The following is a 26,564-nucleotide window of genomic DNA, read 5'->3' on the forward strand; positions in this document are numbered from 1 at the left end:
TTAATATGAGCTGTATTGACAGCGGCTATCCCCGCCAATGTTAGGTGGTGAACGCATGTGGATTGTTTTGACAGAGGAATAAGTTGTATGATATTCTTTATTTAGATGTTTATCTAAATATCTAATGTTGAATGATCAGTATTCCAAGGTTCGGGGGATGATTCAGGTGAATAAATCAGCATGGAAATGGATGATGGCAGCATGCTTGCTGCTTGGAAGTGCCGTGCCTACTGCATTTGCAGAAGAGCTGAAGCATGAAGCAGCAGTGTCTGAGAAGAAGGATGGGGCTATTATGGTTCCGCTTCGTCAAGCAGCGAATGCAATTGGTGCTTATGTAAAATGGGATCAGGGTACAAAAGAAACAACGGTTGCCTTTTCAGATCGAGCATGGATAGTGCGCAGTGGAAGTGTTGAATCTACGGTGAACGGGCAATCTTGGAAGCTGTCAGCGGCACCTAAATTGGAGCAGGGAATGTTGCTTGTTCCTTTGGACAGTATGCGCGAAGCGCTGCAAATTCAAGCAGAATGGATGAATGGGGAGATGCAAGCAGACAAATCGGATTGGAAGACGCTTGCTTCCCAATTCGTTATGCAGTTTGCTGCAGCCGCGGATCATCCAGAAGCGGCAGAACAGATTCAATCACACCTTACTCCCGCGCTTCAACAGGCAGGACAGGTTCATCCAATTGGCATGTTCGCTAAACAAGTCACAACCATGCTCGGAAAGCCAACCCAAATGATTCAAGCCTTGCAAAGCGAAAATGAAGTGCATCGCAATGTTACTATCTCATTCAAGACTGATAAAGGTGCGGTATTATCCGTGGTGCTTCGTTATGCCAAGGATGGTTTGGTGGATGATATGTACTTCAACTTCACGCCGCAAGGTCAATATCAAGCCCCGTCCTACGAGGATAAGAACGCGTATCGGGAAGAGTCGATTGTAATTGGAGAAGGGCAATTCAAGCTGCCAGGCACATTAACCTTGCCTGTATCGGGTGAAGGCAGCTATCCAGTACTTGTGCTCGTTCATGGATCGGGTGCGAATGATCGCGATGAGTGGATCGGCGGAACCAAAATGTTCCGTGACTTGTCCGTTGGCCTTGCCAAACAAGGAATTGCAACGATTCGGTATGAGAAGCGGACACGCGAATACCCGTATCAGTCGAGTGCGATTCCGCGTTTTACAGTGAAGGAAGAGTCGACAGATGATGCCCTGCATGCGGTTGCATGGGCAGCCCAAGATAAGCGGCTAAACAAGCAGCAAATATTTGTGCTTGGCCATAGTCAAGGCGGGATGCTCGTACCTAGAATTCTTGCTCAGGATACGGCGGAGTCGATTCGAGGGGCTGTTATTGCAGCAGGCCCTTCAGGTCCGCTTGAAGATCTTATGTTGACACAATTCGAAGGACAAGTGGCTCGTGCGAAGGAAGCAAAGCTGCCTGAACAATCGATTGCCCAACTGGAAGCGCAAGTAGCGGCTTGGAAACAGTCGCTTCAAATCATTAAAAATAAAGAATACACAGTAGACAACTACCCGGCGAATTTGCCTCTGGGGACGCCTTCCTGGTGGTTTGATTTCCGTGACTATTACGGCGGGGAAATTGCAAAAAATCAACAGGTTCCAATGTTGCTTATTCAAGGGGACAATGATGTTCAAGTAGGCAAGGAGCATTTGGACGGCTGGAAGAAGGCGCTAGCGGCTCGCACCAATGTAGCGTATAAGCTATATCCAAAGCTGAACCATGTTTTTGTACCGTATGATAAGCCCTCTACGGGAGAAGAATATATGCTGCCGGGCAATGTGCTGCTTGAGGTTATCAATGACCTGTCGAAATGGATAAAATCTCAATCCTAATGTAATGTTCATTACACACGCATTTAGTATTGATTATTATGAACAAGAGTGCACTGTCTGATTCAAGGCGGTGCGCTCTTTGTACGTTGTACGTCATTCTGGATAAATGATGTACACAGAGGAGGATTTACAGCATGAGGCGTACGAAAAAACCACGAAAATTTATAATCAGTATTTTTATTACCTTCGTTCTCCTTATTTTTATTCCCTACATATTGGTGAACAGCACACCCTCATTAACCGCCCTATTCGTGAGAAAGTTATTTGAAACCCCAATTGCAACCCAGCCTGAAGGGTATGAATCGTTCAGCAGCCAAGTGCAGGCGCAGCGTGATTTGACTTATCCATCGAAGTATAAGGATAACCGATTCGATATATACTTGCCGAAAATGTCCGAAAGAACGAAATCATACCCGACCATTATCTGGGTGCATGGTGGCGCGTATGTGGGAGGGGATAAGAAGGATCTTGCGATTTTCTCCACTATGTTAGCAAGTCATGGCTATGCGGTATTGACGATGAATTATGAGCGAGCGCCAGAAGCCAAATATCCTACGCCTATTTTGCAGCTGGATGAATTTTATCAATATGTAAAGGCAAATCCGGAGCATTTCCCGATTGATGCCAATCGGCTGTTCTTTGCCGGAGATTCGGCAGGAGCACAGATTGCCAGCAATTATACAGCCATTCAGACACACTCAGATTTGGCACGTCAAATGGGAATGGAGCAAGCAGTACCGCGAGATACTATAAAAGGAGTACTGCTGTATTGCGGCCCCTTTGATTTAGAGAAGTTTCACAGTGCGGAATACGCATTGCCCATTCAATTTTTCCTGAATCAAATCGCTTGGAGCTATATTGGAGAGAAGAAATGGCACGAAGTCGAGAAGGTGAAATTAGCCTCAGTCGTCAACTTTGTGACCAAGGATTATCCACCAGCCTTTATTACAGACGGGAACAAAAACTCGTTCGAGGAGCACGGAAAAGAGTTGGCTGCGCGGCTCGAAGCTGTAAATGTTCCCGTTCATACCCTATTCTTTGCTAAGAATGAAGCCATTACTGAGCATGAATATCAATTCAAGCTGGATACGGAGCCTGGAATGATGGCGTTGGAACAGAGCTTATCCTTTTTGAAACAATACGCAAGCAAATAAAAAAACAGGAGACAGTACGAACGAATAAGACAGTGCGCACTGTGCTCCTGGTGTTTATTTTTACTATTTCACAACTTGTGGAGTCCATAATTTATATAAATCAGCAAATGCAAATGAATCATATTGAATATGCTGCAGCATAGGATGGATAGGATGCTCGTGCTGCGGGTGGTGCATGAACCCGATGCAGGCTTCGTCAACTAAGTATTGAACGATACAATCAATCCTTTTTTCCCTATCTTCTGTATTTTCATGCTGGAACAAAAATAACTGGGATTCAATCCATTCCAGTTGTTCAACACTCAAATAACGACGGAAAGCCAATGCCTCACTGCGGAAAGCAGCCAGCACCGAAAGATGCGGATCAAGCGAAGAGACCTCACCGGACAGGATGATATCCATGTCTTGATCGTTTGTCGGATTATGGACATCGTCGAAAGAGTAGGGGTGAAGTTCGATATAAATCCCGATACAAAGCGCCCTTTGTTGAATCCATGCTGCTTCCTCCCATGCTTCTGGGACATCCAGCATATATAACCGCAGCTTTTCGCCGTTATAGGAGCTGTCGGTAAGCCAACTTTTTGCTCTAGCCAGACTTTTCCTGATCAGAGTACTTTTCCACGGGAAAAAATGAGAGGCAGGGAAAAGCTCAGTTCGATCTAGCTCCTTCCACATAGCCTCCATGTCCAGCAATTCGATCAATGCTAATCGCAACATTCGATCCCGCATGATAGGGGAGTGCTTCGCATTGAAAATAGCAAACCGATATCCGAGCTCCGCGGTACGATCATTTGCTGGATTGAACTGAACTGTTCCAGTGCTCGGAATGTCATATTGGATAAGATGAGCCCGTTCCGGCGGCATTTGCCAACAATGAATCTCGTCCATATAAGCGCGCTCGCGAAAATACGGATCAAATGCATGCAGCACAATTCGATTTTGCTGGCTGGATACGATTCGATAAGGTCCAGTGCCAATAAACAGCCTATCCGCAGTCGCACTATCCTCTGGGAGGATAATCATCGGCGTTGACGCTAGATAGCGTCCGAACAAAGGATTCGAGCGTTGAAGCACAATGCGAACCATAAGTGGCGAAGGACAATCTATGGATGCGATATCCTGGACTAGCCAGCGATTGGGACAGGCTAGATGCATGAGCCGTTCCATGCTAAACTTGACATCCCGACTTGTCAAAGCGCGATGGTGATGGAACCATACCTGCTTGCGCAAATAGATCGTCCATGTATGCCTTTGCTCATCAACCTCCCATCCAATAGCCAAATGAGGCACAAGCTCATTCTGATCTGCATCAAAACGGAGCAGCGTATCTCCGATTAACGAGGCAAGCATTGAATCATAGGTGATTGATACGAACGCAGGATCAAGATTTGTTACTGGATAGGTTGTAATGGCATGTAACACATCTTTGTCTGCCGTTGCAGGTCGCAGCCCTAACTGCTCTTGAATAGGCTTTTGCAAATCACCGATCCACTGCCTTGGAAAAGGAAGCTGGAGGACATGAAGTAGTTGTTCCATGTCTTGATGCTGAAGGCTGTGCTGGATGGAATCAAGCAAATCATCATAAAAATCCGTAACAAAGCATATCTCGGATTGATTTCCCCTGCCTCGTCCAGGAGTATAAGTACAGTAATGCTCAGAAACTAGCTTATGCAGCTTTCGCTTGGCATTTTTGCGGCTGCAATGCCATACATGTTCCAGTTCTTGCAACCGCAGCGCTGCGGTACGGTTACGTTCACGCTCGTAGAGATAAGCGCGTAATGACAAATAATCCAATTGAAGCAATTCGCTCACCTCACTCTAAAAGGGGACATGTAAGCAAGGATTATACCCTTTTTTCCTCTTTTTGCAAGACTGATAATAGGGATAAGGCAATTATCTACTAAGAGGAAATGGGAGGAGACGTTCCTATGTTCACAACGCAAAGAATCCGATTGCGCAAAATGACAGAGCAGGATGTACAGGTGTATCATAGCTGGAGAAACGATGCAAGGGTGATGGAGACCACAAATCCATGCATGGATTTATATACCCCTGAGGATACCGATGCATTCGTTCGCAGCGTTATCCTCGGATCAGCGAATTCGAAATCATACATCATTGCTGATGCAGACACTGAAAAGCCCATCGGAATTATGTCACTTATTTCAATCGACTGCAAAAATCGCAATGCAGAGCTCATTATCGATATCGGAGAACCGGATTATTGGGGGAAAGGATACGGACAGGAAGCATTGCAGATTTTACTGCAATATGCCTTCTACGAGTTGAATTTGCATCGGCTATCCTTACGAGTGTTCGGTTTTAACGAAAGAGCGATTAAGCTGTACACGAAAATAGGTTTCAAGCAAGAGGGGATCGTGAAAGAAGCCCTATTCCGCAATGGAGCTTGGCACGATGTTATTCATATGGGACTGCTGCAATCGGAATACACAGTAAAATTTACATAGAAAGTGAAAAATATAACTATTCATTTGGTGAAAGTGATAACTTTCACTTTTAAAAATCAAAGTATATGCTACCATTATCCATGTACGGTACATCTTTCGCATGCGCAGCGAACCAGTATACACAGACGAGGGGTATCACAACATGAAGAGCATTCGCAAGGCTGGAACCTGGCTGCTGATTTTATGTCTTATCGCAATGGTAGCAGCTTGTGGTAATGGGAATGGAAGCAAGGGAGCGCAAGGCTCGGATGCGGCATCTCAGCAAGAACAGCAGGGCAAGACCATTACATCTGTCGGGGAAGGTGATGGGAAGCACGGTGCGATTAAGGTAGAAGTAACTTTTGAAAATAATGAAATCAAAGATATTAAGGTACTCGAACAGAAAGAGAATGAAGTTCTGGCCGAACCTGTATATAAACAGCTTAAAGAAAATATGATCAGCACCAATACGGCTGAAGTAGATGCGATCAGCGGCTCCAGTATGACAAGCCATGGTTTCATTGATGCAGTTAAAGATGCCGTATCCAAGGCAGGACTTACGCTAATTGCGAAGAAAGCCGATTCCTCCAATAAATCCGAGGAGCCTGCTGAACAAACCTATGACATCGTCGTAGTTGGTGCAGGCGGAGCGGGATTCAGTGCGGCCATCGAAGCGAAGAAGGCTGGTGCTTCCGTCGTCCTGTTGGAAAAGATGCCTACAGTAGGCGGCAACACGCTAATTTCCGGCGGGGAAATGAATGCAGCGAACACATGGGTTCAACAGAAACTTGGCATTAAAGATGATGTCGAATTGTTCATTAAAGATACATTGAAAGGCGGCGACAACGTCGGCGATCCAGAGATGGTGCGCACGATGGCTGAGAATGCTACCCAAGCAGCCGAATGGCTGAAGGATGAGATCAAGGTTGAATTTTTGCCGGATCACCTCTTCCAATTTGGTGGGCACTCGGTAAAGCGAGCGCTTATACCACAGGGACATACAGGAGCAGAACTGATTACGAAGCTGAAGAAGCACTTAGACGGAGCAGGCATTCCGTTGAAAACGAATACAAAGGCAGATAAACTGTTGACCGATGCATCCGGCAAGGTGATTGGCGTCGAAGCAACGGGTGAGAACGGCAGCAAGCTGACGTTCCATGCGAACAAGGGCGTTATTATTGCATCCGGGGGCTTTGGCTCCAATGTAGAAATGCGTAAGCAGTACAATCCAGAGTATGATGAGAAATACATGACAACAGACGCCCCAGGTTCTACGGGTGACGGTATTGTAATGGCACAAGCTGCAGGGGCGGCACTGACCAATATGGCGAGCATTCAAACGTATCCAATTTGCAATCCGAAGACCGGTGTAATTTCACTGGTAGCGGACAGCCGTTTCGATGGCGCAATCCTTGTGAATCAAAGCGGCAAACGTTTTGTAGAAGAGCTTGAACGTCGCGACGTTATTTCCAAAGCAATTTTGGCGCAAGAGGGAAAATACGCTTACCAGTTGTGGAATGAAGATATTGCGAATATTAGCAAGACTCATGAGGTACACAAGGACGAGTATGATATGCTTGTAAAAGAAGGCGTATTGTATAAAGCAGATACATTGGAAGAAGCTGCGAAGTTCTTCAATATCGATCCGGCTGCATTGAAGGCGACGATTGAACGTGTCAATGGCTTCGCGAAGGCGGGCGATGACAAGGACTTCCATCATCGTGCAGGTTTGAAGGATATGAGTAAAGGCCCTTATTATATTGAAAAAGCAGTTCCATCCGTTCACCATACGATGGGCGGTGTTGTCATTAACAAGACGACCCAAGTATTGAATGAGAAGGGACAGCCGATTCCAGGCTTGTTCGCTGCTGGTGAAGTAACTGGCGTCATCCACGGCAAGAACCGTCTCGGCGGCAACGCAGTAGCGGATGCCATTACGTTCGGTCGTATTGCAGGACAACAGTCTGTGAAGTAGCTGTAATAGATGAACACAAAAAAGGAAGCACTTCTCATTTACCAAAATAGGTGGAGAGTCGTGCTTCCTTTTTTATGACTCTTTATAATTCTTTGCGGTAATGACGGTTTCAAATTCAAAGGTTTCCGGCAGATGGTCGGCGTAAGAGTACTCAAAGGTGCGTCCGTCAGTCAGGTAGGCTACCTGTTCGACTCGCATCAGGTAGTCCTGATCCGTTACGTCCAGAAACTGCTTTTCCCTATCATCTGGACGAATTCCCTTGACTCGTACAATCGATGTTCCCACTTGAAGACCAAGCTTATTTTGAATGTGCGAGTATATCGACTGCTCTAATACCGTAACATCAACACCAGGTATGACCGAAATGGGCATCCATGTATGCTCCATTATCGTCGGGATACCGTGAATAATACGGAGGCGGATGATTTTATAGATAAAATCGCCGGCTGCAATCCCCAATTTTCTGGCCATAGTTTCGTCCGCACCGATAATCGCGAATTCGATGATCTTGCTTTCTACCTCACTGCCGTACACAGCTTTGGTACCGATTAAGGTCTGAATCATTCGCGCCTTTTCCTGCTGATGCCAGTCTTGAACCACCGTTCCGCTGCCGCGCCGGCGGATGATGTAGCCATCACGAACCAGCAGATCCAGTGCCTTTTTGATGGTAAGAGACGCAACGCCGAATTTTTCAGCAAGGATTGGGCTGCTTGGGATTTTTTCGTTGATTTTATACTCGCCGTCTAAAATCTGCTGTTTGATTTTTTGGTAAATGGCGAGATATTTTACTTGAGTTGACCCGCTTGCCATTTCCCTGCCTCCTTTGAGCTGGACTTCCTTTCTTAACTGCCCTCTAGTAGTTCACATGTAGAGCCTCAAGCTTGTAAACAGAAGGTGATGGTGCAGCAAATCCGTTTTCCAAGATTTCAATATTCGTTATCGCTTCTTCGTCTGTTACAAGTTTTGAAGCGCCATTTACGATAGTTTCATACGCTGCATCATAGAAACGGCCGTAATCGCCAAGTGGAGTTTTGATTTGTTTTTCAATCCAGTCACCGTTTGCGTTGCGGTATTTAGCAATACCATAGTACATCGGCGAATCTTCACCAAAGCCTGCACTTTCAGGCATAATGCCTGCTTTCAGATCATTTTCCTGCTGATCTTCACCGTATTTGATGAATGAGCCGTTTGTTCCGTGAACGATAAAGCGCGGATAATCTTTTGCTACAACATGGTTGGTTTTAAGTTTAATTTTTAATTGATATCCGTAATGAAGATCAACATCGAAATAGTTATCAACCGCACCTTCCACTTCATTATTGCGAATATCGTAGGTCACCGTATCCGGACGGCCAAATAGTGAAATCAAGCGATCCATCATATGAATCCCTAAACCGTAGAATGAACCTTCTTCTTTCGAACCTTCACGGCTGATTGAACCAGGACGGAAGTAATCAATATGCGATTCAACTTCAAGTATGTCACCAAGGAAACCTTGTTCAATAACCTGCTTCACAGCTAAGAAATCACCATCGAAGCGGCGGTTTTGGTAAGGCATAACGACCACACCTTTTTCGTGGCCTAAAGCTAGTAATTCTTTCGCATGTTCAACTGTATCGCAAAATGGTTTTTCAACGATAACTGATTTTCCAGCAAGTATCACTTTTTTCGCCAATTCGTAGTGCGTATGTGCAGGCGTACAGATCGTCACTAATTGGATTTCATTGTCGTTCAATAATTCGTCCAAATCAGTGGTGAAATTAACCCCCTTTTTCCGATATGGAGCAGCTAATGCTTCGTTCACGTGCCGAGCAAAAATTGTTTTTACCTTTATATGCTCACGCGTGTTCACGTAAGGTAAGTGATAACGGTTGGCTGATTTACCAAACCCGATAAAGCCCATTGTTAATGTCATGTTGTGTAACTTCCTTTTCGTAAATATTATTTATGTTTATTATATATATATATTTATAAAAGTATATAGTTTTGTTTTTGAAATTATATAAATAAGGTAAACCTAATTATTTTGGTTACTTAAAACGATATAAATGGTGAACAAGGCAATGGATGAAAAAGGCTACCTTTTTTTGAAACCTTTACCTGTATAAATTTTGGAAATTTTACAATTGTGCGATGAAAGTCATTGCATTCTGGTTGGATGCAAGCTAGAATAAAATATAATACCAAAATGATAGATTTATTTTGAAATAAAATTTCCGAATAAGTAGGGATAGACATATGTCGATACATGATAATATTTTAATCAAAATCCGTGATATGAAGGATAGCCTTACACCAGTAGAACGAATCGTGGCTGAGTATGTACTCGCCAACCTAGAAGAAATACCGCATTTGTCGATCAAGAACTTGGCTCAGCTGACGAAGACGAGTGATGCTTCCGTGCTCCGTTTCTGCAAAACGATGGGGTACTCGGGCTACCGCAGCTTTATTGTCAGCATCTCCGCATCGATTGGATCGATGGATGATGAACAAAAGGATCAGTATACGGACATTCAACCAGGGGATGATTTAGATACGATCATCTCGAATATTTCGCGCAACAATAGTAAATCCATCGAGGATACGCTTTGCGTAATTGATCGGAAAGAAATCGCCCGTGCCGTGCAGGTGCTGCGCGAGAGCAATCGGGTTGTGTTCTTCGGTATTGGCGCATCAGGACTTGTCGCAATCGACGGCGAGCAGAAGTTTTCGCGCATCAACAAAATGTGCCATGCTTATACAGACGGGCACAGCCAATTAACAGCGGCTACACTGCTTGATAAGGGCGATGTTGCGATTTTTGTCTCGAATTCAGGCGATACGATCGAGATCTTGGATACCTTAGAGATTGCCAAGAAAAATGGCGCCTGCGTTATCGCAATAACCAAGTATACGAAGAGTGAGCTGGCAGAGAACGCCGATATCGTGTTGAGCATCTCAACACCCGAGGTAACGATTCGCAGCGGTGCGATGGGATCGCGGATCGCCATGCTGACGGTAATCGATATTCTCTTTGCGGGAGTAGCAAGTGCGGAATATAAGAATGTGAAGAAATATTTGACGAAAACACATAATATATTGGCCAGCAAACATCGTTGATGCAGTATCAGGATGTAATGACAGACATCGGAAGGGGATAACCGCCGGTGTCTTTTTTTGTTGAAAAACAAAAATAAAACACCAATAATTTATTTTATAATAAAATTTTATTTCAAAAACTGTTGACCATGATGAAAATTAGGTCTAAGATGGGTGTATAAGAAAGTTATACAAAACAGGATAGGAGGATGGCTATGGATGAGTATCTGGCGGGTCTAACGACAGAAGAAATCAATCCAGAGACATTGGTGATAGACGAGTGCACAACCGATCAGATGCTGCGCCTGATGAATGAGCAGGATTCGAAAGTTCCGCAAGCGGTTGCAGCAGAGATTCCGCAAATTGCGAAAGCGGTTGACACCCTGCACCATGCGCTCAAAAATGGCGGTAAAATGTTCTATGTCGGGGCTGGATCTTCCGGCAGAATCGGCGTCCTCGACGCTTCAGAATGTCCACCCACTTTCGGAACTGACCCTTCGTTAGTGCAAGGACATATCGCTGGGGGAGACACTGCACTGAGATGGGCCGTTGAAGGCTGCGAGGATGATGCAGAGGAGGGAATGGCGTTAATTGAGAGATGCGGCGTGACGGACAAGGATGTGGTTATTGGCATCACAGCGAGCGGAAGCGCACAATTCGTCATAGCGGCCCTAAGAAAGGCGCGCGAACTTGGAGCGGCGACAATTGGCGTTGTGAATAATAAGCAATCCAAGCTAGAGAGCGTCTGCGATGTATGCATCTCACCTGTTGTAGGACCGGAAGTCATTATGGGATCGACAAGATTGAAAGCGGGTACAGCCCAGAAGTTGGTACTGAATATGCTGACAACTTGCACGATGGTTAAACTCGGTAAGACTTTTAATAACTTGATGGTGGATCTTAAAGCGAGTAATATCAAGTTGCGTGATCGTTCTGTTCGGATTATCCAAGCGGCTACAGGGGTTGATGCGAAGACAGCGACTAGCTATTTAGAAAGCGCTTCCATGAGCTGTAAGCTTGCCATCATGATGATTAAGACAGGACTTGACGCTGCTGAAGCGGAACGGGCATTAGAGCAAAGTGAAGGCAGCTTAAAAAAAGCAATTGGCACGTTTACAAAAGCGGTATAGAAATCATTCATTCGATATCCTTGAGGGGGGCTTTATCAATGAGAAAAAGAATGCGTGTATTGGCGTCCATCTGTGCTTTTACCTTGGCAATTTCCCTACTGTCGGCATGCGGAAGTTCCAATGATGCAAAATCGGGAGAACAGGCGAATGGAGGCAAGGGCGGCAAAGACACAATTACAGCTTTGCTTCCGCCAGTATCCGGTAAGTTCCAAGACAACTTCAAGCAAATGGAGAAGGAGTTTAGCGAGTTGTATCCTGATCTGACGCTGAAGATTGAGCCAGCAAGCTGGGAAGATGTGACGCAAAAGCTCGATACACAAGTTAATGCGGGCAGCCCGCCGGATATTGCATTCATCGGCTCTGCCGGTATTCCAAAATATATCCAGCAAGGAATGATGATGGATATTAAGGATGTAGCAACGCCTGAAATGATCGCGGATTATGATAAGGTTCCGCTTGAATACATGAAGAACGGAGACGGACTCTATGGCTTCCCGGCATATATGGAGGTTCACGCATTGGGCGGCAACAGAGAGTTCTTGGAGAAAGCCGGAATCGACTGGAAGAAAGTTCAGCAAGAGGGCTGGACGTTTGATGAATTCCGCGAAGCTGTGAAGAAAGGTGTCGTAAAAGAAGGCGACAAGACTTCCCGCTATGGCTTCGTATTCGCTACGGCTGGCGTAGCTTCAAAGGACTACTTGGGGATTCTGGTTAAGAATGCAGGCATGCCTGATCCGTTCGATAAAGATTTGAAGTATGCATACACAAGCAAGAACTTCTTGGAAGTACTGAAGGATATTCGCACGCTCATTGATGACGGCTCTATGCCGAAAGAGCTCAGCTCTGTAGACGCAGGTAAGCGCTGGAACATGTTCCTGACAGGGCAAACCATGATTACAGGTAAAGGTCTTGCAACTTTCGAAAATAACGCGAACGAAAACAACGAAAAAATTGCAAAAAAAGATGGCAGTGAAGTAAAAGGCAGTATTCCGGTTCAATATACCGTTCTGCCGGTTCCAACCTTCTTAGGGCAGAAGCAGCAATCTACTGTCGCGGTGGATGGTTATGTAACCTTCCGTGGAAAAAATGAGCCAACGCCTGAGCATAAAGCGAACGTAGTAAAAGCTGCATACTTCCTTGCAAGCGGTAAAGTTGCAGCGACAACGAATAATGATCTCTTTGCAGCGCACATTACACAATCGGCAAGAAAAGAAGCAGAAAAGATGCCAATCAAGAGAGACGAGTTCAATGAAAAGGCTGTACAAACATTGCTTAGCCATGCAGCGCCTGCACGTCCAGACATCCCAACAGACCTGGGTGCAAAAGCGATTAAAATGGAAACGGAAGTCATTGTGCCTAAGCTTCAAGCGTTGATTGCCAATGAAATTACACCTGAGCAAATGTATGATGCTGTGAAATCAGCAGCCATTTCAACATTTGGTGAAGACGGCATTGTGAAGGACTAAGAATGTAGTCAGCTTCGGATCGCTGCATGGATCAACATACGGCGATCCGAAAATGTTTATGACATTGCGTATTGAAAGGGGTTTCGCATTATGGCCCAATTAGCTAAGCCGTTGAAAAGACGGAAAATTAGAGGGGATTCCGGTTGGGGATATGCGTTTATCGCGGTAGCATTGGTTGTATTTGCAGTCTTTACCGCATATCCGGTCGTAAGTGCCTTTATCATCAGTTTTCAGGATTATAAACCGCTTGGATCTACATGGATAGGATTCGATAACTATATTTCTTCCTTTAAAGATCCGCTCTTTTGGAAGTCTATCAAGAATACGGTTGTATATACGATACTCACCGTTCCCGTTGCATTGATGATCTCGTTTGCGGTCGCCATTCTCATCTTGCCGCTTAGCAAGAAGCTGCAAACGACGTTCAAGGCCGTTTACTATTTGCCGGCAGTTGCATCAGGCGTTGCCATGTCCGTTGTATGGCTGTGGATCTTCGATCCGATGGAAACCGGTATTATGAACCAGCTCCTAGGCCTGTTCGGCATCAGCAATTTGAACTGGCTCGGCTCAAGCTCGACTTCGATGTTCTCTTTGGTTTTGATGTCCTGGCTGGCAAGCCACGGTACAAGCATCATTATTTATTTGGCAGCATTGCTCGGTATTGATGATAGCTATTATGAAGCAGCAGCGCTGGACGGGGCTTCCTTCCTGCAGAAGCTGTGGTACATTGTCATTCCTTGTTTGAAGCCAACAACCTTGTTCTTGTTGGTAACTGGCGTTATCGGCTCTTTCCAAGTATTCCAGAACGCTTATCTGATGACAGGCGGCGGCCCGGACAACTCGACAACAATGGTCGGATTGCTCATCTTTGACAACGCATTCAAATATTTTGAATTCGGTAAAGCTGCGGCACAATCTCTCGTGTTGGCTGCAATCATTGCTGTCATCTCATTCATGCAATTTAAATTTATGGGTAAAGACGTGGAGTATTAAGGAAAGGGGAGAAGCCAACGATGTCACTCTACAATCCGCATAATGGAAAACCGGCGGCTAAACATACGAGAAACGCTGCCATCATATTCATACTTTTGTTATTTGCTTTGGCCACGATCTTCCCTATTTATTTTATGATTATTTCTTCCTTCGGGGATCCCGTCGAAGCAGGGGCGATGAGCTACTCGCTCTTCCCATCTAAAATATCTTTTGAATCGTATAAGTTTTTCTTCGATTACAGTGAATACTCACTGCGCTGGTTATTGAACTCATTATTTGTAGCGGCTGTTGTTACAGTTTCGAACGTGTTCTTTGCAAGTATGGCCGGCTATGCCTTCTCTAAAATTAAGTTCAAGGGCAGAACCGCATTGTTTACATTGCTTCTCGTTGCGATGATGATTCCGTATCAGGTAACACAAGTGCCGTTGTACATCTTGATCGTTAATATTTTTCAAATCCAAAACACGTACAGCGCTTTGATTTTGCCTGGTCTCGTTACTGTATATAATATTTTCCTTTCGAAGCAGTTCATGAGCAGCATTCCGAATGAAGTATTGGAATGTGCGAAGATCGAAGGCTGCAATCAGTTTCAAGTGTACTTCAAAATTATTCTGCCGCTGTCTAAGACTGTACTCGCGGTAATGGCGATTCTTACATTTATGGATAGCTGGAATACGTTCTTCTGGCCATTCTTGGTTACGAATACAATGGATATGCAGACGATTCAGGTAGGCCTTAAAAACTTCAGATTTGCCAACACGACATACTTTGCGCCGATGATGGCAGGTGCTACAATCTCAGCGCTGCCTATGTTTATTCTCTTCTTCAGCTTGCAGAAGTACTTCCTGCAAGGGGTAACCGTAGGTGCGGTGAAAGGCTAATAAAGAGGAATTTCAAAAAGGTCGCCTTTGATCACGAAGGTGTATGGAAAGTAATTCGGCATCGAATCGTGCACTCACTCTCGAATAGTGTCTGCTTTCGAAGGATGTTTCCTTCGGAAACATCTTAGCTGCTCATGTAGTCTCGCCTACACTGCGCTGCTCCTTACAAGTTTTTCTTAGCAAAACTCACTTCGGAAGCATTAGCTTCGAGTTCCTGACAATCTTCTCGGTGCTGAAAACCGACCTTTTTGAACTGGATTATAGTCTCCTGCAATCTATTCCTGAACCTTCATCGCTGCGATGAAGGTTTAATGTTTAAATGGAGGTCCTGCGATCATGCTTGTCACATGGGATAACAAATATAGGGAAGACGTTATTGCATTATGGAATGAAGAGGCAGTTCGCGATGGATATAAAGAGCTTACTGTAGTGAGTTTCCAGGACATCTTTCGTTCTAACCCTTACTTCGATTCCGCGAACACATTCGTTCTACTTGATGATGAAGGCAGTATGCAAGGCTTTGCCTGCGGTTGTACTGGGGATGACTTGCCGCTTGGCGATACAGCCGGATATATCACATGCGTTGTATTGTCCCGCAAATGCAGTTCAGACGATCATTACAAGCAACTGCTGGACGCGGTAGAGCATCGTTTTCGTGAGCTTGGGAAGAAGCAGGCAGATATCCTGTTCTTCAACCCGATGAAGCTGCCTTGGTATATTCCAAATACGCTGCATCATGAGCATAACAATGCGCCGGGAGTACCCATCGGCAGTGAATTCCATCAATTTCTGCTGCGGCAAGGCTACATGGAACGAGCTGTTCAACAAGCGATGTATCTGCCTTTGGCTGAGTTCGAAATCCCTGAGCAAATCGTTACTAAGGAGCAAGCGGCAGTGGCAGATGGTTATACCGTCGGTTTGTATGATCGGGTACGTCATAATGGGATCGCAGCCATGCTGAATGAGCTGAACAACCCGCTGTGGCGCAAGGAGATTGGGCAAGCAACTGCGGATGGTGTTCCCGTAGTGATTGCAGCGCATCAAGGCCAAGCAGTTGGCTTCGCAGGTCCAGTTATTCGCCAGAAGAGCGGTCGGGGATATTTTGCTGGCATTGGCGTGAGTCCCCATCATAAAGGACATGGACTTGGCACCATTTTATTCTTCAAGCTTTGTGAAGCATTCCGCAGCATTGGGACGGAATACATGTCGTTATTCACAGGAAGCACCAACCCCGCGCTTCGCATTTACGAGAAGGCGGGATTCCAGACCGTCAAACAATTTTCAATCATGAGAAGGGAGTTGTAGGTATGAGCGAGCAGCAACGAACGATTCTAGCAATTGGTGGTCATGTGGGAGATATGGAGTTGACGGCGGGTGGTGTATTGGCAAGCCACGCACTCAAGGGCGACCGCATTGTAACCTTGGCTTTGACAGCAGGGGAACGAGGGGTTCCGGCTGGACAGAATATGGCGGAATATCGCGAGCAGAAGGTGAATGAGGCGAAGGCGTTCGCGGAAATGCTGGGCGGTGAAGCGATTGTATTCGATATTCCAGATGGCGAGCTGAAGGACAATGAAGAAATGCGTCTGAGAGTTTGCGACGTTATTCGTCAGGTGTGTCCGAACATCATTATTACGCATTTTAAAAACAGCATGCACAAGGATCATATGACGACCCATCGCATCGTGAATGATGCGCGCTTCTTCGCTGGGCTGGCATCGTTCGAGCGGGAACTTCCCGCATTCTTCGCTTCTACACTCTATTATGCAGAAAATTGGGAAGATGCGGTTGATTATAAGCCATATGTATACGTTGATTTCTCGCAGGAGGCTTATGATCTGTGGATCAAGGCAGTTTCCCTGCATTGGTTCGTGACAGGCAGCAAATCATTCCCGTATCTGGAATACTACAAGCATTTGGCGCGGGTACGCGGTATTGAGGCTCGGAAGCAATATGCGGCGACGTTTATGGTTCCAGCAGAAACGATGTGCATACGGAAATCGGAATTGTAAATTGACTAGTAATCGCACATATAAGGAGGCACCTATGATCCGCAACGGTATTGATTGTATTGGAGAATATTCTGAAATATTCAAAGGCAAACGCGTCGGCCTTATTACCTCCCCAACAGGATTGAACAATCAATTTGAATCCACAATTCAAATTTTACATGACAACTTCAACCTAGTGGCGATGTTCTCGCCAGAGCATGGGGTTCGCGGTGATCTAGCGGCAGGGGCACAGGTTGAGACCTATACAGATCCATTTACAGGCGTGCCTGTATATAGCTTATATCGCAAAGATTCCAAGCGTCTCAGTCAGGAGATGCTGGACGAAGTCGACTTGGTCGTCTACGATATACAGGATGTTGGCGTACGCTATTATACGTTCATATACACGATGCTCTATGCGTTGGAAGACTGCGCGAAGGCAGGCAAAGAGTTCGTCGTATTGGATCGAATCAATCCGCTTGACGGTAATACAGTAGAAGGAAATATTCTGAAGGCGGGCTTTCAGTCGTTTGTTGGTAATTATCCATTGTGCGTTCGTTATGGCTTGACTGCAGGCGAGGTTGCCCTGATGGCGAACGAGCAGATGAACTGGAACGCCAAACTGCATGTCGTTCGCTGTGATGGCTGGGAGCGGTCGATGCAGTTCCCGAATACAGGAAGAACATGGGTTATGCCATCTTTAGGGCTGCCGCACTATGATTCAGCACTTCTCTATCCAGGTACATGTGTATTTGAGGGGACGAACATATCGGAAGGTCGAGGTACAACAGCGCCATTTGAAATCATCGGGGCGCCGTTCATTGAGGCAGAAAAGCTGGCAGATGAAATGAACCGCCAGAAGCTGCCGGGCGTTATTTTCCGGCCTGTTTATTTCAAGCCGTCCTTTTCGAAGTTCGAAGGCGAGCAGTGCGGCGGGGTGCAAATTCATGTGCTCGACAATCGCGCGGTTCAGTCATTTGAAGCTGGCGTTAAACTAATGTTCACGATTAAGAACAACTATGAGCAGTTTGCCTTTTTGCCGCCAGTGAAGGAGAATTCCAGGCCTTTCATCGATTTGCTCTGCGGAGACAAGCTGTATCGAGAGGAATCTTTGGATGTACCAGCGATGCTCGAGCAATTCCGTGAGGAAAGTCGGGAATTTGCGATGCTGAAGCAGCAGTATCATTTATATAAATAGAGAACAGTTTTTACAAGGAAGATGAAGGATGTGAGCGTACGTTGACATACGTAGCAGGCTTAGACGGCGGCGGTACGAAGACAGCAGTAATGATTGCGGATGATCGAGGAACGGCGGTGCATGCCTTTACATCTGGAGCTATTAATATTAATGGTCAGGATGAAGCGAGTGTACGTGCAAGTCTGCAAGAAATATTCGAGACGATCGCAAGCGTATGCGGCGGGCTTGGGAACTGTGCGCAGGTGTGCATCGGAGCAGCCGGAGTCAGCAATCCGACAGTCGTAACTCGGCTCGAAGCCATTGTCCGCGATTGCGGATATGAAGGCGGACTCATCATTACCGGCGACCAAGAGACGGCATTGTACGGCGCCCATAACCGTGAATATGGCATCATTCTCATTGCAGGCACGGGATCTATTTGCTATGGGAGAAATGAAGCGGGTCAGTCTCATCGCGCTGGCGGCTATGGCCATCTCATTGATGATGAGGGCAGCGGCTACAGCATCGGACGTGACTTGTTATCCATCGTTGTACGGGCGTACGACGGGCGCATACCTGCAACGCCGATTACAGATAGGGTAATGGAGCAGTTGGGGATTGAATCGATGCAGCAATTAATTCGATTCGTATACGACAAGCAGACAAATAAGAAGGATATTGCAGCTCTTGCTCCGATACTATCGCAGGCATGTGAGCTAGGCGATTCTGCAGCTCTAGAGATTGCTCGTAAGGCGGCAAGCTCTCTCTGTGAGCTTGTTATCCCGGTGGTAGAGAAGCTGTCTCTACAGTCAGGGACGGTCGCCATGGCAGGAAGCGTGCTGCTGAAGAACAGCAATGTGCGAGATGCTTTCGTAAACATACTAAAAGAACGTTATCCGAATATGGATTGCATTACACCGAAGAAGGATGCTGCGCATGGCGCAGTAATGATGGCATTTTCCAAGCTTGCGGCCTGCTCCTAGGAGGGTGAGCTTATTAGAAATGCAACATATGCAATCGTATCAAAATCGCGGTGAATCGTGTCTTCTATTAATGAGAGGATGCAAGCAGCTGCGATTTTCTATTGTTGTATGTGGCAATGTGGACGCGGCGGGGAACCACCGTGCTGTTCGTTCAGCTAATTTCAAGAAAGATCCAAAATATTATATGTAAACAGAACGGTCAGGCAGCAATTTAATGAAAGAAAGGAGCTTTCCTGCATCGAGTTCTACTCATGCTTGGAAGCTCCTTTCTGATTGAAATAGATTACATGCTTCCTTTTCGTGTGCCGCGGAATAAGATGCTCATGGACCATCTGGCACACCATAACGATATAGCGGCAAACAGCAGTGCCCACACAATGGCTGGAATGTAGGTGACATGGCTGAGATTGGCGGCATCTCCTGCCCCATTCGGCATTCTTATGGACAAGAAGACCAGATATACGGAGCTGATGACCGATTCCACGAGACAGATGAACGCGATTAGCAAATAGTAGCCGCTTCTAAGCCATGGGGGAGCGAACTGCCAGATGAGGCCTGTCAGTGCAACGAAGCCTGCGCACCACATCATGCCATACCCATTGCGAACGAACAGAATTAGGCTGATTAGCGCTAAGGATGCAATTGCGATAAGCCCCGCGGCCTCCTGCTTACGAGCATGCAAATAGAACAGCAGTACAGCAAATAACGAAGCGCCGATGTAGCCGGCGAGCGATATCGGAATCGCCTTCCATGTTGACGTATATGCGGAATAGGTAACACCGCTTTGATTGCTGAATAAATGAATGTACATCACTTTACCAGAGAGTACAAGCGTAACGAGTGCATGAGACAGCTCATGAATTAACGTATCTACATTGCGAAAGAAGCTTGAGAACGGTATAAACCGGGTCAAGCAAGCGGTAGCAGCAATAAATAAGATGACTTTTGTCCAAGAACGTATGGCAATCCCTTCTCCCTGAATCTTCAATTGATCCTGCATGATTTTCTTCTCTTTATCCTCCTTCATGATATTCGACGCCTGATTCTGTATTCCTTGAACCGCAAACGGAAATTTCATGTAGATAACTTGTCACGCTTGTCATGCTAGTCTGCATAATCGGTCAAGTTCCCACATAGACATGTTATCAGTGATGAGGAGTACACCGAATCGAAGAATATTGATGTCAGAGGGGATGATCTCATGCGTCGGATCACATGGGTATTGGCCATCGTGATGAGCGTAGCGATCCTAGTAGCTGGTTGCGGCAAAAAGGATGCGTCTGCGGTGGTTCAAGATCTGGACAAGGTAATGAGCAAATTGGAAAGCTATGCAGGCATCGGCACGATGACGCTGCACTCAGGGCAGCAGCCGCTTGAATACCGGGTTGAGGTATGGTATCAAAACCCGTCGTACTACCGGATCGAGCTGAAAAATGAAAAGAAGGATATTACGCAAATTGTACTCCGCAACAAAGAGGGCGTCTTCGTTTTGACACCAAGCTTGAATAAAATTTTCCGCTTCCAAAGCGATTGGCCGGAAAATCAAGGCCAGGTATATCTGTATCAAACGTTAGTACGCAGCATCCTGTCCGATAACGCGCGTCAATTTACTGCAGATGGAGATAACTATGTATTCGAAGTGGCCGCCAATTACCAGACGGATTCTCTTGTTCGCCAGAAAATATGGCTGAGCAAGGACAGTTATGCACCGAAGCAAGTACAGGTGACGGATTCGGAAGCCAAGGTTGTCGTGGAAATGAAATTCAATCAATTCGACTTCAGCAAGAAGTTCGATCAGGATTCCTTTGATATGCAGCGCAATATGACGAGTATGAAAAATTCCTCGCTTCCAGACACGACTGTAGACGCAACAAAGATTCCGGATGGAAATACAAAGGAAACGACTGCGAAAGTGGATGATTCTAAACAGCAGCCTCAACAGCCTGGAGATGAGCCTTCATCTGGGACGACAGATGGAACAGGTTCGGAAACGACAGGTTCTGATGCAGGAGCGAGTGATCGCAGCAATGATGAGGCTGAGCTTGGTCCGTTCGGTATTATTGAGCCATCTTATTTACCGGAAGGGGTAACAAAGAAGGATGAACCTGCAATTCCGGACAGTAAGGAGCACGCTGTTGCCATTCGATATTCAGGAACTTACAACTTCACGATTATGGAATCCCGTCCGAAGGATATGGAAACCGGTATGCCAATTGGCGAAGGTCTCAACCTTGGCTTTACGGTTGGACAGCTGTCAGGCGAGGAGCAAAAGGCTCTCACATGGATGTATGACGGCGTCAAATACCGCATCGTAAGCAGCGATCTCCCGGCATCTGAAATGGTAAAAATAGCACAATCCATGGTTGACCAGCCAGGAAAATAGGCGAATGTATTGAGGTGCGCGGTCCGTATTCTAATTGATGGAATAGGGGCCGCGTTCATGCGTATCGGCCATTGCAGCAGAGGAATCGGATGATTCTGACTAGACAAGTGTTTATTTCCTTAGAAAAGGGTGGTAATCGCCGTCTGCATTGGTTGACAGTCTTCCGAACGGCAAGTAACATAGGATATTGACGATTGAACGGGAGAAACGAGAGACGGTGAGGGTGGTTGACTTGGAGACGTATTTTCGCCCGACGCGCGCAGAAATTTCATTAGACGCATTGCGCCGGAACTTGCAAGCATTCCGCAGCACAGTACCTGCTTCTACAAAGCTTAGCGTATGTGTGAAGGCAAATGCATATGGACATGGTGCGGTAGAAGTTTCTCGTGCCGCAGAACAATTTGGTGTTGATTATTTGAATGTGGCATTTATGGAGGAAGCGATTCAACTGCGCAAGGCAGGCATCCATACGCCGATATTGATACTTGGATATACGCCGCCCGAAGCAATCGAAGCGGCATTCAGGTATGGTATAAGCTTGAATATATTCTCCGAAGAATGTATCCAAATGCTGGAGCAGCATGCAGCAACATGGTCGGTGAAATATGATGACCGTAAATTGAAGGTTCACGTCAAGGTCGACTCCGGCATGGGTCGCTTAGGCATTCGCAATCCAGAGGATGTTGTCCAAGTGATAAATCGGCTGAGAGCGATTCATGGTGTCGAGGTAGAAGGGGTATTTACTCACTTCGCGACAGCGGATGAGGCAGATAAGTCGTATGCGCAAGTACAGCGCGATCGTTTTGCCTTGGTTATTAATTTATTGAAGGAACACGAAATTCCAGTTCCGATCATTCATTCTAGCAACAGTGCAGCCACCATTGATATGCCGAATTGGGGCGACAATATGGTGCGTGTAGGTATTAGTATGTACGGTCTGTACCCATCCGCTGAGGTGAATCAGAAGTATATTGCACTGGAGCCGGTGCTTAGCTTGAAAAGTGCTGTCAGCCACTGCAAAGAAGTCCCTGAGAAAGAGGGAATCAGCTATGGAGTGAATTACTGGACGAAGCAAGGGGAATGGATTGCAACGATGCCAGTCGGCTACGCGGATGGTTATTCACGCTTGCTGCAGCGCAAAGCCTTGATGCTGATTCGTGGGCAGCGAGTTCCTGTTGTGGGCAATATTTGCATGGATCAATGCATGCTGTCCTTGCTGTCTTTAGGTCAAGAGGCATCTACAATTGAAGCCGGCGAGGAAGTTGTGCTTATTGGCCGTCAGGGTGAAGGCTGTATATCAGCAGATGAGGTAGCGGAATGGTTTGGCACGATACACTATGAGGTGACATGCATGATTGCACATCGTGTACCGCGCGTATATATTGAAAATGGTCAGGTTGTGAAGGTGTCGAATCCGCTCCTTATCGGATAGATACAGCCGATTGCAGAGCTGTATATCCAATGATTCGGCATATGGAACCATTTACCGCGAAACTTTTTGCGGAACTTGAAGGATTTTGGTGTATCAAGGGCGAATGAAATGGAGAGGCTCTCTGTGGATGATTATAGAGATGAACATGTTGCAGGCTGCAACATACTTCGTCTGCATTGGGCATATATATTCTTTTGTATAAATTTTCTACGGAATCGACATAATGGTAACTAGGCAGGAAAGGTTTTGGGGGTGCGAGGACAGGTGGCTAATATTCAGAACACCAAACGGATCATGATCAGCTTGCCCGACCAATTATTACAAGAAGTGGACGGCATCGTCGCTATGGAGAAATCCAATCGGAGCGAGTTCATCCGACAAGCGATGAAATTATATTTAAACGAACGCAAGAAGCGGCACATTCGTGAATCGATGCAGCGCGGTTATATGGAAATGGCTAAAATCAATCTCACAATGGCATCGGAGGCTTTTTATGCGGAAGAAGATGCGGATGGCACTCTCGGCCGTTTGGTTAGCGGGGTGTAAACATTGATTGTGAAGCGCGGCGACGTTTTTTTTGCGGATTTATCGCCCGTCGTTGGATCGGAACAGGGAGGAGTTCGACCTGTCCTCGTCATACAGAACGATATTGGCAACCGATTTAGTCCAACGGTGATCGTTGCGGCGATTACAGCCCAGATCCAGAAGGCGAAATTGCCGACCCATGTCGAGATTGATGCGGAAACCCACGGCTTTGATCGTGATTCGGTCATATTGCTGGAACAGATTCGTACGATCGATAAGCAGCGTTTGACAGATAAGATAACGCACTTAGATGAGGAAACGATGCGCAAGGTTGATGAAGGGTTGCAGATTAGTGTAGGCTTGATTGATTTCTAACATCTATAGTCGGAATGAGTGAAGGACGGGGATTACCTCGTTCTTTTTTGCTTTGCTTGGAAGATATCCTAATAAGAAGATATTCTAACTGGAGGATATGGTGAAAAGTGAACTTGTGCAGCGGAACGGGGGAATTGGCCGATGCAAGCTTTGCTCTGGAAAATAGGGCTCATTTTTGCGACAATAGAAGAAGCAGAATGAACAAACACACTCGAGAACAGGAATGTAGGACGAGTTCCATTCCGGCGATACATATATATCTGGATGTGTCTTGCAAGAGATTAAGGGCAGATTCAGATTGCAGAGAGGATGTAACGAATGACAGGACAAGATACCGTTATCGATATTACTGCATTGGAACCCTTGCTTGAACAGATGGCTGCGGAACAGCCGAAGCGGCTGCGCAAGCAATTGGTTCAAGAATTAGCGCTTAGCCCGAAACAGGTAGACGCTACGATTAGTTTGCTTGATGAAGGCAATACGATTCCGTTCATCGCCCGCTACCGTAAGGAAATGACAGGTGAACTGGATGAAAATCAGCTTCGCTCGCTCGAAGAGCGGCTTGGATATGTCCGTGGGCTGGAGGATCGCAAGCGTGAGGTGCTGCGGCTTATTGCAGAGCAGGGCAAGCTATCGGCTGACCTACAGCAAGCGGTTGTCAGTGCTTCTAAGCTGCAAGAGGTCGAAGACTTATACCGTCCATACCGCCAGAAGCGGAAGACGCGGGCGAGTGTAGCGAAGGAACGAGGATTGGAGCCACTAGCGAGCTGGATTATGACATTTCCGAAGCAGGGCAGTGCGTTAGCTGAAGCAGCAGCTTATGTGAATGAAGAAGCCGGTGTTCCGACACCGGAGGATGCAGTTCAAGGCGCACTTGATATCATTGCGGAAATGATTGGTGATGAACCCAATGTAAGAGTTTGGGTGCGCAAATTCACATTTGACCAAGGCGTGGTTCGTACGGAAGCGAAGGATAAGGATCAGGAATCGGTATACGAGATGTACTATGACTATACAGAGCCGGTTCGGAAGCTGCCTTCACATCGGATATTGGCCATTAATCGCGGTGAGCGCGAAGATATATTGAAAGTGTCATTAGATGTGCCTGTGGAGCAGGTATTGGCTTTTATGGAGCGGAAAGTCATACAGCGGGACTCTGTCGTGACCTCGTTGTTGAAGACGACAATTGAGGATGCATATAAGCGTCTTATTGCACCGTCAATTGAGCGTGATGTTCGTAATGAGTTGACTGATAAAGCGGAGGAGCAAGCAATTCAAGTGTTTGCACAGAACTTGCGAAGCCTGCTGCTGCAGCCTCCAGTGAAGGGAAAGACTGTTTTGGGTGTTGATCCCGCCTTCCGGACAGGATGCAAGCTGTGTGTCGTGGATGATACCGGCAAGCTACTGGAGGTGGCTGTGACTTATCCAACTGCCCCTCACCACAAGACAGCCGAAGCTGAACAGATATTCAGCCGACTTGCAGACAAATACGGGGTAGAGCTAGTCGTGATTGGAAACGGAACCGCGTCTCGTGAAACCGAGCAATTTGTCGCGAATTGGATGAAGTCTCGTCCAGGCGGAGGAGCGGGGATACAATATGTTATCGTCAATGAAGCTGGTGCGAGTGTGTACTCAGCCTCTAAGCTGGCTCAGGAAGAATTCCCGGCGCTGGATGTTGCGGAGCGAAGCGCTGTCTCCATTGCTCGCCGCATGCAGGATCCGCTTGCAGAACTCGTTAAGATTGAGCCTAAAGCGATTGGTGTAGGCCAATATCAACATGATGTAGCGCCTAAGCGGCTTGAAGAAAGCTTGGGGGCAGTCGTGGAATCGGCGGTTAACCATGTCGGTGTCGATGTAAATACAGCTTCACCGTCCCTGCTGTCTTATGTATCTGGCATTAATGCGACACTGGCTAAGAATATTGTGAAGTATCGGGAAGAGAACGGGAAGTTCACGGTTCGCAAGCAGTTGCAGAAAGTGCCGCGCTTGGGGCCGAAGGCATTTGAGCAATGTGTAGGATTTCTACGTATTCCGGATGGCGATCTTCCGCTTGATAGGACGCCGATTCACCCCGAGTCGTATGGTGTAGTCGATCGTCTGTTCGCGCTTACCGGGCTCCGAGCAGAAGACATTGGCACGCCTGCGCTTTCTCAAGCGCTAAGTGGGGCGAATGTAGAAGAACTGGCGGAGAAGCTGGAGGTTGGTATCCCTACCTTGAAAGATATTATTGACAGCTTATTGCGGCCAGGACGCGATCCGCGCGAGGAGCTGGCGCCTCCTATATTCCGCACAGACGTGCTGCAAATCGAGGATTTGAAGCCGGGGATGGAGTTGAAGGGAACGGTTCGCAATGTCATTGATTTTGGCGCGTTCGTCGATATCGGCATCAAAAATGATGGGCTTGTACATATTTCACAGCTTAGCGACCGCTATGTAAAGCATCCGCTGGATGTTGTGTCTGTTGGCGACAACGTTACAGTATGGGTACTTCAAGTGGACACGAAGAAGGGCCGTGTCGGTCTTACGATGAAGGGGCCGCAGCAATAAACAGACAGACATCACAGCATTGCAATGAAGTATATATTGGTAACAACATGATGATTAGCCCCCGATGAGAGAAATAGGACAGTATCAGCTTTTGCAAGCAGACGTCGTTTTGTACTCGATCGGGGGTTTTTGCATATAGGCGATGGTAGGTTTAGGGCTTGGCTTTCTGTTT

At 46.5% G+C, this 26,564-nt stretch carries 22 protein-coding genes; 18 read left to right on the plus strand and 4 right to left on the minus strand.

Translation table 11 applies throughout. From position 1 onward, the window contains the following. The first annotated feature begins 166 nt into the window (after positions 1-166). Both ACQ5BJ_RS13470 and ACQ5BJ_RS13475 read left to right on the plus strand, forming a co-directional pair. On the plus strand, positions 167-1,855 hold the full coding sequence (locus ACQ5BJ_RS13470) for an alpha/beta hydrolase family protein (protein WP_430110570.1): 1,689 nt from the start codon (positions 167-169) through the stop codon (positions 1,853-1,855). 134 nt (positions 1,856-1,989) lie between these two features. Further along, positions 1,990-3,009 carry an alpha/beta hydrolase gene (locus ACQ5BJ_RS13475; RefSeq protein WP_005543948.1) on the plus strand — a complete coding sequence of 340 codons (1,020 nt, stop codon included), beginning with the start codon at positions 1,990-1,992 and terminating at the stop codon, positions 3,007-3,009. A gap of 63 nt (positions 3,010-3,072) precedes the next feature. Here the strand turns inward: ACQ5BJ_RS13475 and ACQ5BJ_RS13480 are convergent, their stop codons facing one another. Beyond that, positions 3,073-4,812, minus strand: coding sequence for an ABC transporter substrate-binding protein (locus ACQ5BJ_RS13480; RefSeq protein ID WP_005543947.1), 1,740 nt, complete (start codon positions 4,810-4,812; stop codon positions 3,073-3,075). 125 nt (positions 4,813-4,937) lie between these two features. Between ACQ5BJ_RS13480 and ACQ5BJ_RS13485 the strand changes: the two genes are divergently transcribed. Then, positions 4,938-5,477 carry a GNAT family N-acetyltransferase gene (locus tag ACQ5BJ_RS13485; protein WP_289356362.1) on the plus strand — a complete coding sequence of 180 codons (540 nt, stop codon included), beginning with the start codon at positions 4,938-4,940 and terminating at the stop codon, positions 5,475-5,477. A gap of 142 nt (positions 5,478-5,619) precedes the next feature. Further along, positions 5,620-7,431, plus strand: coding sequence for a flavocytochrome c (locus tag ACQ5BJ_RS13490; RefSeq protein ID WP_005543944.1), 1,812 nt, complete (start codon positions 5,620-5,622; stop codon positions 7,429-7,431). Positions 7,432-7,503: 72 nt separating this feature from the next. Here ACQ5BJ_RS13490 and ACQ5BJ_RS13495 read toward each other — a convergent pair whose 3' ends face one another. Both ACQ5BJ_RS13495 and ACQ5BJ_RS13500 read right to left on the minus strand, forming a co-directional pair. Continuing rightward, a complete protein-coding gene (locus tag ACQ5BJ_RS13495) occupies positions 7,504-8,241 on the minus strand; it encodes a GntR family transcriptional regulator (RefSeq protein ID WP_005543942.1) in 738 nt (245 codons plus the stop codon). Positions 8,242-8,284: 43 nt separating this feature from the next. After that, complete coding sequence (locus tag ACQ5BJ_RS13500; RefSeq protein WP_005543940.1) at positions 8,285-9,346, minus strand: oxidoreductase; 1,062 nt, start codon at positions 9,344-9,346, stop codon at positions 8,285-8,287. Between the two features lie 323 nt (positions 9,347-9,669). Here ACQ5BJ_RS13500 and ACQ5BJ_RS13505 point away from each other — a divergent pair, with 323 nt between their 5' ends. The 9 genes from ACQ5BJ_RS13505 to ACQ5BJ_RS13545 all read left to right on the plus strand — a co-directional run bounded on the left by ACQ5BJ_RS13505 (position 9,670) and on the right by ACQ5BJ_RS13545 (position 19,130). Beyond that, positions 9,670-10,530, plus strand: a complete 861-nt coding sequence (locus ACQ5BJ_RS13505; RefSeq protein WP_005543938.1) for a MurR/RpiR family transcriptional regulator — start codon at positions 9,670-9,672, stop codon at positions 10,528-10,530. Between the two features lie 194 nt (positions 10,531-10,724). Further along, on the plus strand, positions 10,725-11,639 hold the full coding sequence (gene murQ / locus ACQ5BJ_RS13510) for an N-acetylmuramic acid 6-phosphate etherase (protein ID WP_005543936.1): 915 nt from the start codon (positions 10,725-10,727) through the stop codon (positions 11,637-11,639). A gap of 38 nt (positions 11,640-11,677) precedes the next feature. Then, entirely contained in the window at positions 11,678-13,105 is a 1,428-nt protein-coding gene (locus ACQ5BJ_RS13515; protein WP_171419841.1) for an ABC transporter substrate-binding protein, read from the plus strand. A 90-nt stretch (positions 13,106-13,195) separates the two neighbouring features. After that, positions 13,196-14,098: a carbohydrate ABC transporter permease gene (locus ACQ5BJ_RS13520; RefSeq protein ID WP_005543935.1), complete on the plus strand. Its 903-nt coding sequence runs from the start codon at positions 13,196-13,198 to the stop codon at positions 14,096-14,098. A 20-nt stretch (positions 14,099-14,118) separates the two neighbouring features. Next, a complete protein-coding gene (locus tag ACQ5BJ_RS13525; protein ID WP_005543934.1) occupies positions 14,119-14,979 on the plus strand; it encodes a carbohydrate ABC transporter permease in 861 nt (286 codons plus the stop codon). 336 nt (positions 14,980-15,315) lie between these two features. Next, positions 15,316-16,284, plus strand: coding sequence for a GNAT family N-acetyltransferase (locus tag ACQ5BJ_RS13530; RefSeq protein ID WP_005543933.1), 969 nt, complete (start codon positions 15,316-15,318; stop codon positions 16,282-16,284). 2 nt (positions 16,285-16,286) lie between these two features. Continuing rightward, entirely contained in the window at positions 16,287-16,991 is a 705-nt protein-coding gene (locus ACQ5BJ_RS13535; protein ID WP_430110563.1) for a PIG-L deacetylase family protein, read from the plus strand. A 34-nt stretch (positions 16,992-17,025) separates the two neighbouring features. Next, on the plus strand, positions 17,026-18,168 hold the full coding sequence (locus ACQ5BJ_RS13540; protein ID WP_430110557.1) for an exo-beta-N-acetylmuramidase NamZ family protein: 1,143 nt from the start codon (positions 17,026-17,028) through the stop codon (positions 18,166-18,168). Positions 18,169-18,209: 41 nt separating this feature from the next. After that, a complete protein-coding gene (locus ACQ5BJ_RS13545; RefSeq protein WP_268600469.1) occupies positions 18,210-19,130 on the plus strand; it encodes an N-acetylglucosamine kinase in 921 nt (306 codons plus the stop codon). Positions 19,131-19,413: 283 nt separating this feature from the next. Here the strand turns inward: ACQ5BJ_RS13545 and ACQ5BJ_RS13550 are convergent, their stop codons facing one another. Beyond that, positions 19,414-20,157, minus strand: a complete 744-nt coding sequence (locus ACQ5BJ_RS13550) for a M50 family metallopeptidase (protein WP_171419847.1) — start codon at positions 20,155-20,157, stop codon at positions 19,414-19,416. Positions 20,158-20,331: 174 nt separating this feature from the next. Between ACQ5BJ_RS13550 and ACQ5BJ_RS13555 the strand changes: the two genes are divergently transcribed. The 5 genes from ACQ5BJ_RS13555 (at position 20,332) to ACQ5BJ_RS13575 (ending at position 26,392) form a co-directional block, all read left to right on the plus strand. Beyond that, positions 20,332-21,513 carry an outer membrane lipoprotein-sorting protein gene (locus ACQ5BJ_RS13555; protein WP_005543928.1) on the plus strand — a complete coding sequence of 394 codons (1,182 nt, stop codon included), beginning with the start codon at positions 20,332-20,334 and terminating at the stop codon, positions 21,511-21,513. A 232-nt stretch (positions 21,514-21,745) separates the two neighbouring features. After that, positions 21,746-22,945 (plus strand): alanine racemase, encoded by a 1,200-nt coding sequence (gene alr / locus ACQ5BJ_RS13560; protein WP_005543927.1) that lies wholly within the window; start codon positions 21,746-21,748, stop codon positions 22,943-22,945. A 264-nt stretch (positions 22,946-23,209) separates the two neighbouring features. Beyond that, positions 23,210-23,491 (plus strand): CopG family ribbon-helix-helix protein, encoded by a 282-nt coding sequence (locus ACQ5BJ_RS13565; RefSeq protein ID WP_019422582.1) that lies wholly within the window; start codon positions 23,210-23,212, stop codon positions 23,489-23,491. Between the two features lie 3 nt (positions 23,492-23,494). After that, positions 23,495-23,845 carry a type II toxin-antitoxin system PemK/MazF family toxin gene (locus ACQ5BJ_RS13570; RefSeq protein ID WP_019422581.1) on the plus strand — a complete coding sequence of 117 codons (351 nt, stop codon included), beginning with the start codon at positions 23,495-23,497 and terminating at the stop codon, positions 23,843-23,845. Between the two features lie 318 nt (positions 23,846-24,163). After that, on the plus strand, positions 24,164-26,392 hold the full coding sequence (locus ACQ5BJ_RS13575; RefSeq protein WP_005543922.1) for a Tex family protein: 2,229 nt from the start codon (positions 24,164-24,166) through the stop codon (positions 26,390-26,392). Positions 26,393-26,564: the final 172 nt, after the last annotated feature.

The sequence above is a fragment of the Paenibacillus sp. B1-35 genome (assembly GCF_050474385.1).
Classification (GTDB): Bacteria; Bacillota; Bacilli; order Paenibacillales; family Paenibacillaceae; genus Paenibacillus_B; species Paenibacillus_B alvei.

Coding starts and splice junctions, on each gene's coding strand:
- ACQ5BJ_RS13475 (WP_005543948.1), top strand. CDS start 1,990: ATGAGGCGTACGAAAAAACCACGAAAATTTATAATCAGTATTTTTATT.
- ACQ5BJ_RS13485 (WP_289356362.1), top strand. CDS start 4,938: ATGTTCACAACGCAAAGAATCCGATTGCGCAAAATGACAGAGCAGGAT.
- ACQ5BJ_RS13490 (WP_005543944.1), top strand. CDS start 5,620: ATGAAGAGCATTCGCAAGGCTGGAACCTGGCTGCTGATTTTATGTCTT.
- ACQ5BJ_RS13495 (WP_005543942.1), bottom strand. CDS start 8,241: ATGGCAAGCGGGTCAACTCAAGTAAAATATCTCGCCATTTACCAAAAA.
- ACQ5BJ_RS13500 (WP_005543940.1), bottom strand. CDS start 9,346: ATGACATTAACAATGGGCTTTATCGGGTTTGGTAAATCAGCCAACCGT.
- ACQ5BJ_RS13505 (WP_005543938.1), top strand. CDS start 9,670: ATGTCGATACATGATAATATTTTAATCAAAATCCGTGATATGAAGGAT.
- murQ (WP_005543936.1), top strand. CDS start 10,725: ATGGATGAGTATCTGGCGGGTCTAACGACAGAAGAAATCAATCCAGAG.
- ACQ5BJ_RS13515 (WP_171419841.1), top strand. CDS start 11,678: ATGAGAAAAAGAATGCGTGTATTGGCGTCCATCTGTGCTTTTACCTTG.
- ACQ5BJ_RS13520 (WP_005543935.1), top strand. CDS start 13,196: ATGGCCCAATTAGCTAAGCCGTTGAAAAGACGGAAAATTAGAGGGGAT.
- ACQ5BJ_RS13525 (WP_005543934.1), top strand. CDS start 14,119: ATGTCACTCTACAATCCGCATAATGGAAAACCGGCGGCTAAACATACG.
- ACQ5BJ_RS13530 (WP_005543933.1), top strand. CDS start 15,316: ATGCTTGTCACATGGGATAACAAATATAGGGAAGACGTTATTGCATTA.
- ACQ5BJ_RS13535 (WP_430110563.1), top strand. CDS start 16,287: ATGAGCGAGCAGCAACGAACGATTCTAGCAATTGGTGGTCATGTGGGA.
- ACQ5BJ_RS13540 (WP_430110557.1), top strand. CDS start 17,026: ATGATCCGCAACGGTATTGATTGTATTGGAGAATATTCTGAAATATTC.
- ACQ5BJ_RS13550 (WP_171419847.1), bottom strand. CDS start 20,157: ATGAAGGAGGATAAAGAGAAGAAAATCATGCAGGATCAATTGAAGATT.
- ACQ5BJ_RS13555 (WP_005543928.1), top strand. CDS start 20,332: ATGCGTCGGATCACATGGGTATTGGCCATCGTGATGAGCGTAGCGATC.
- ACQ5BJ_RS13575 (WP_005543922.1), top strand. CDS start 24,164: ATGACAGGACAAGATACCGTTATCGATATTACTGCATTGGAACCCTTG.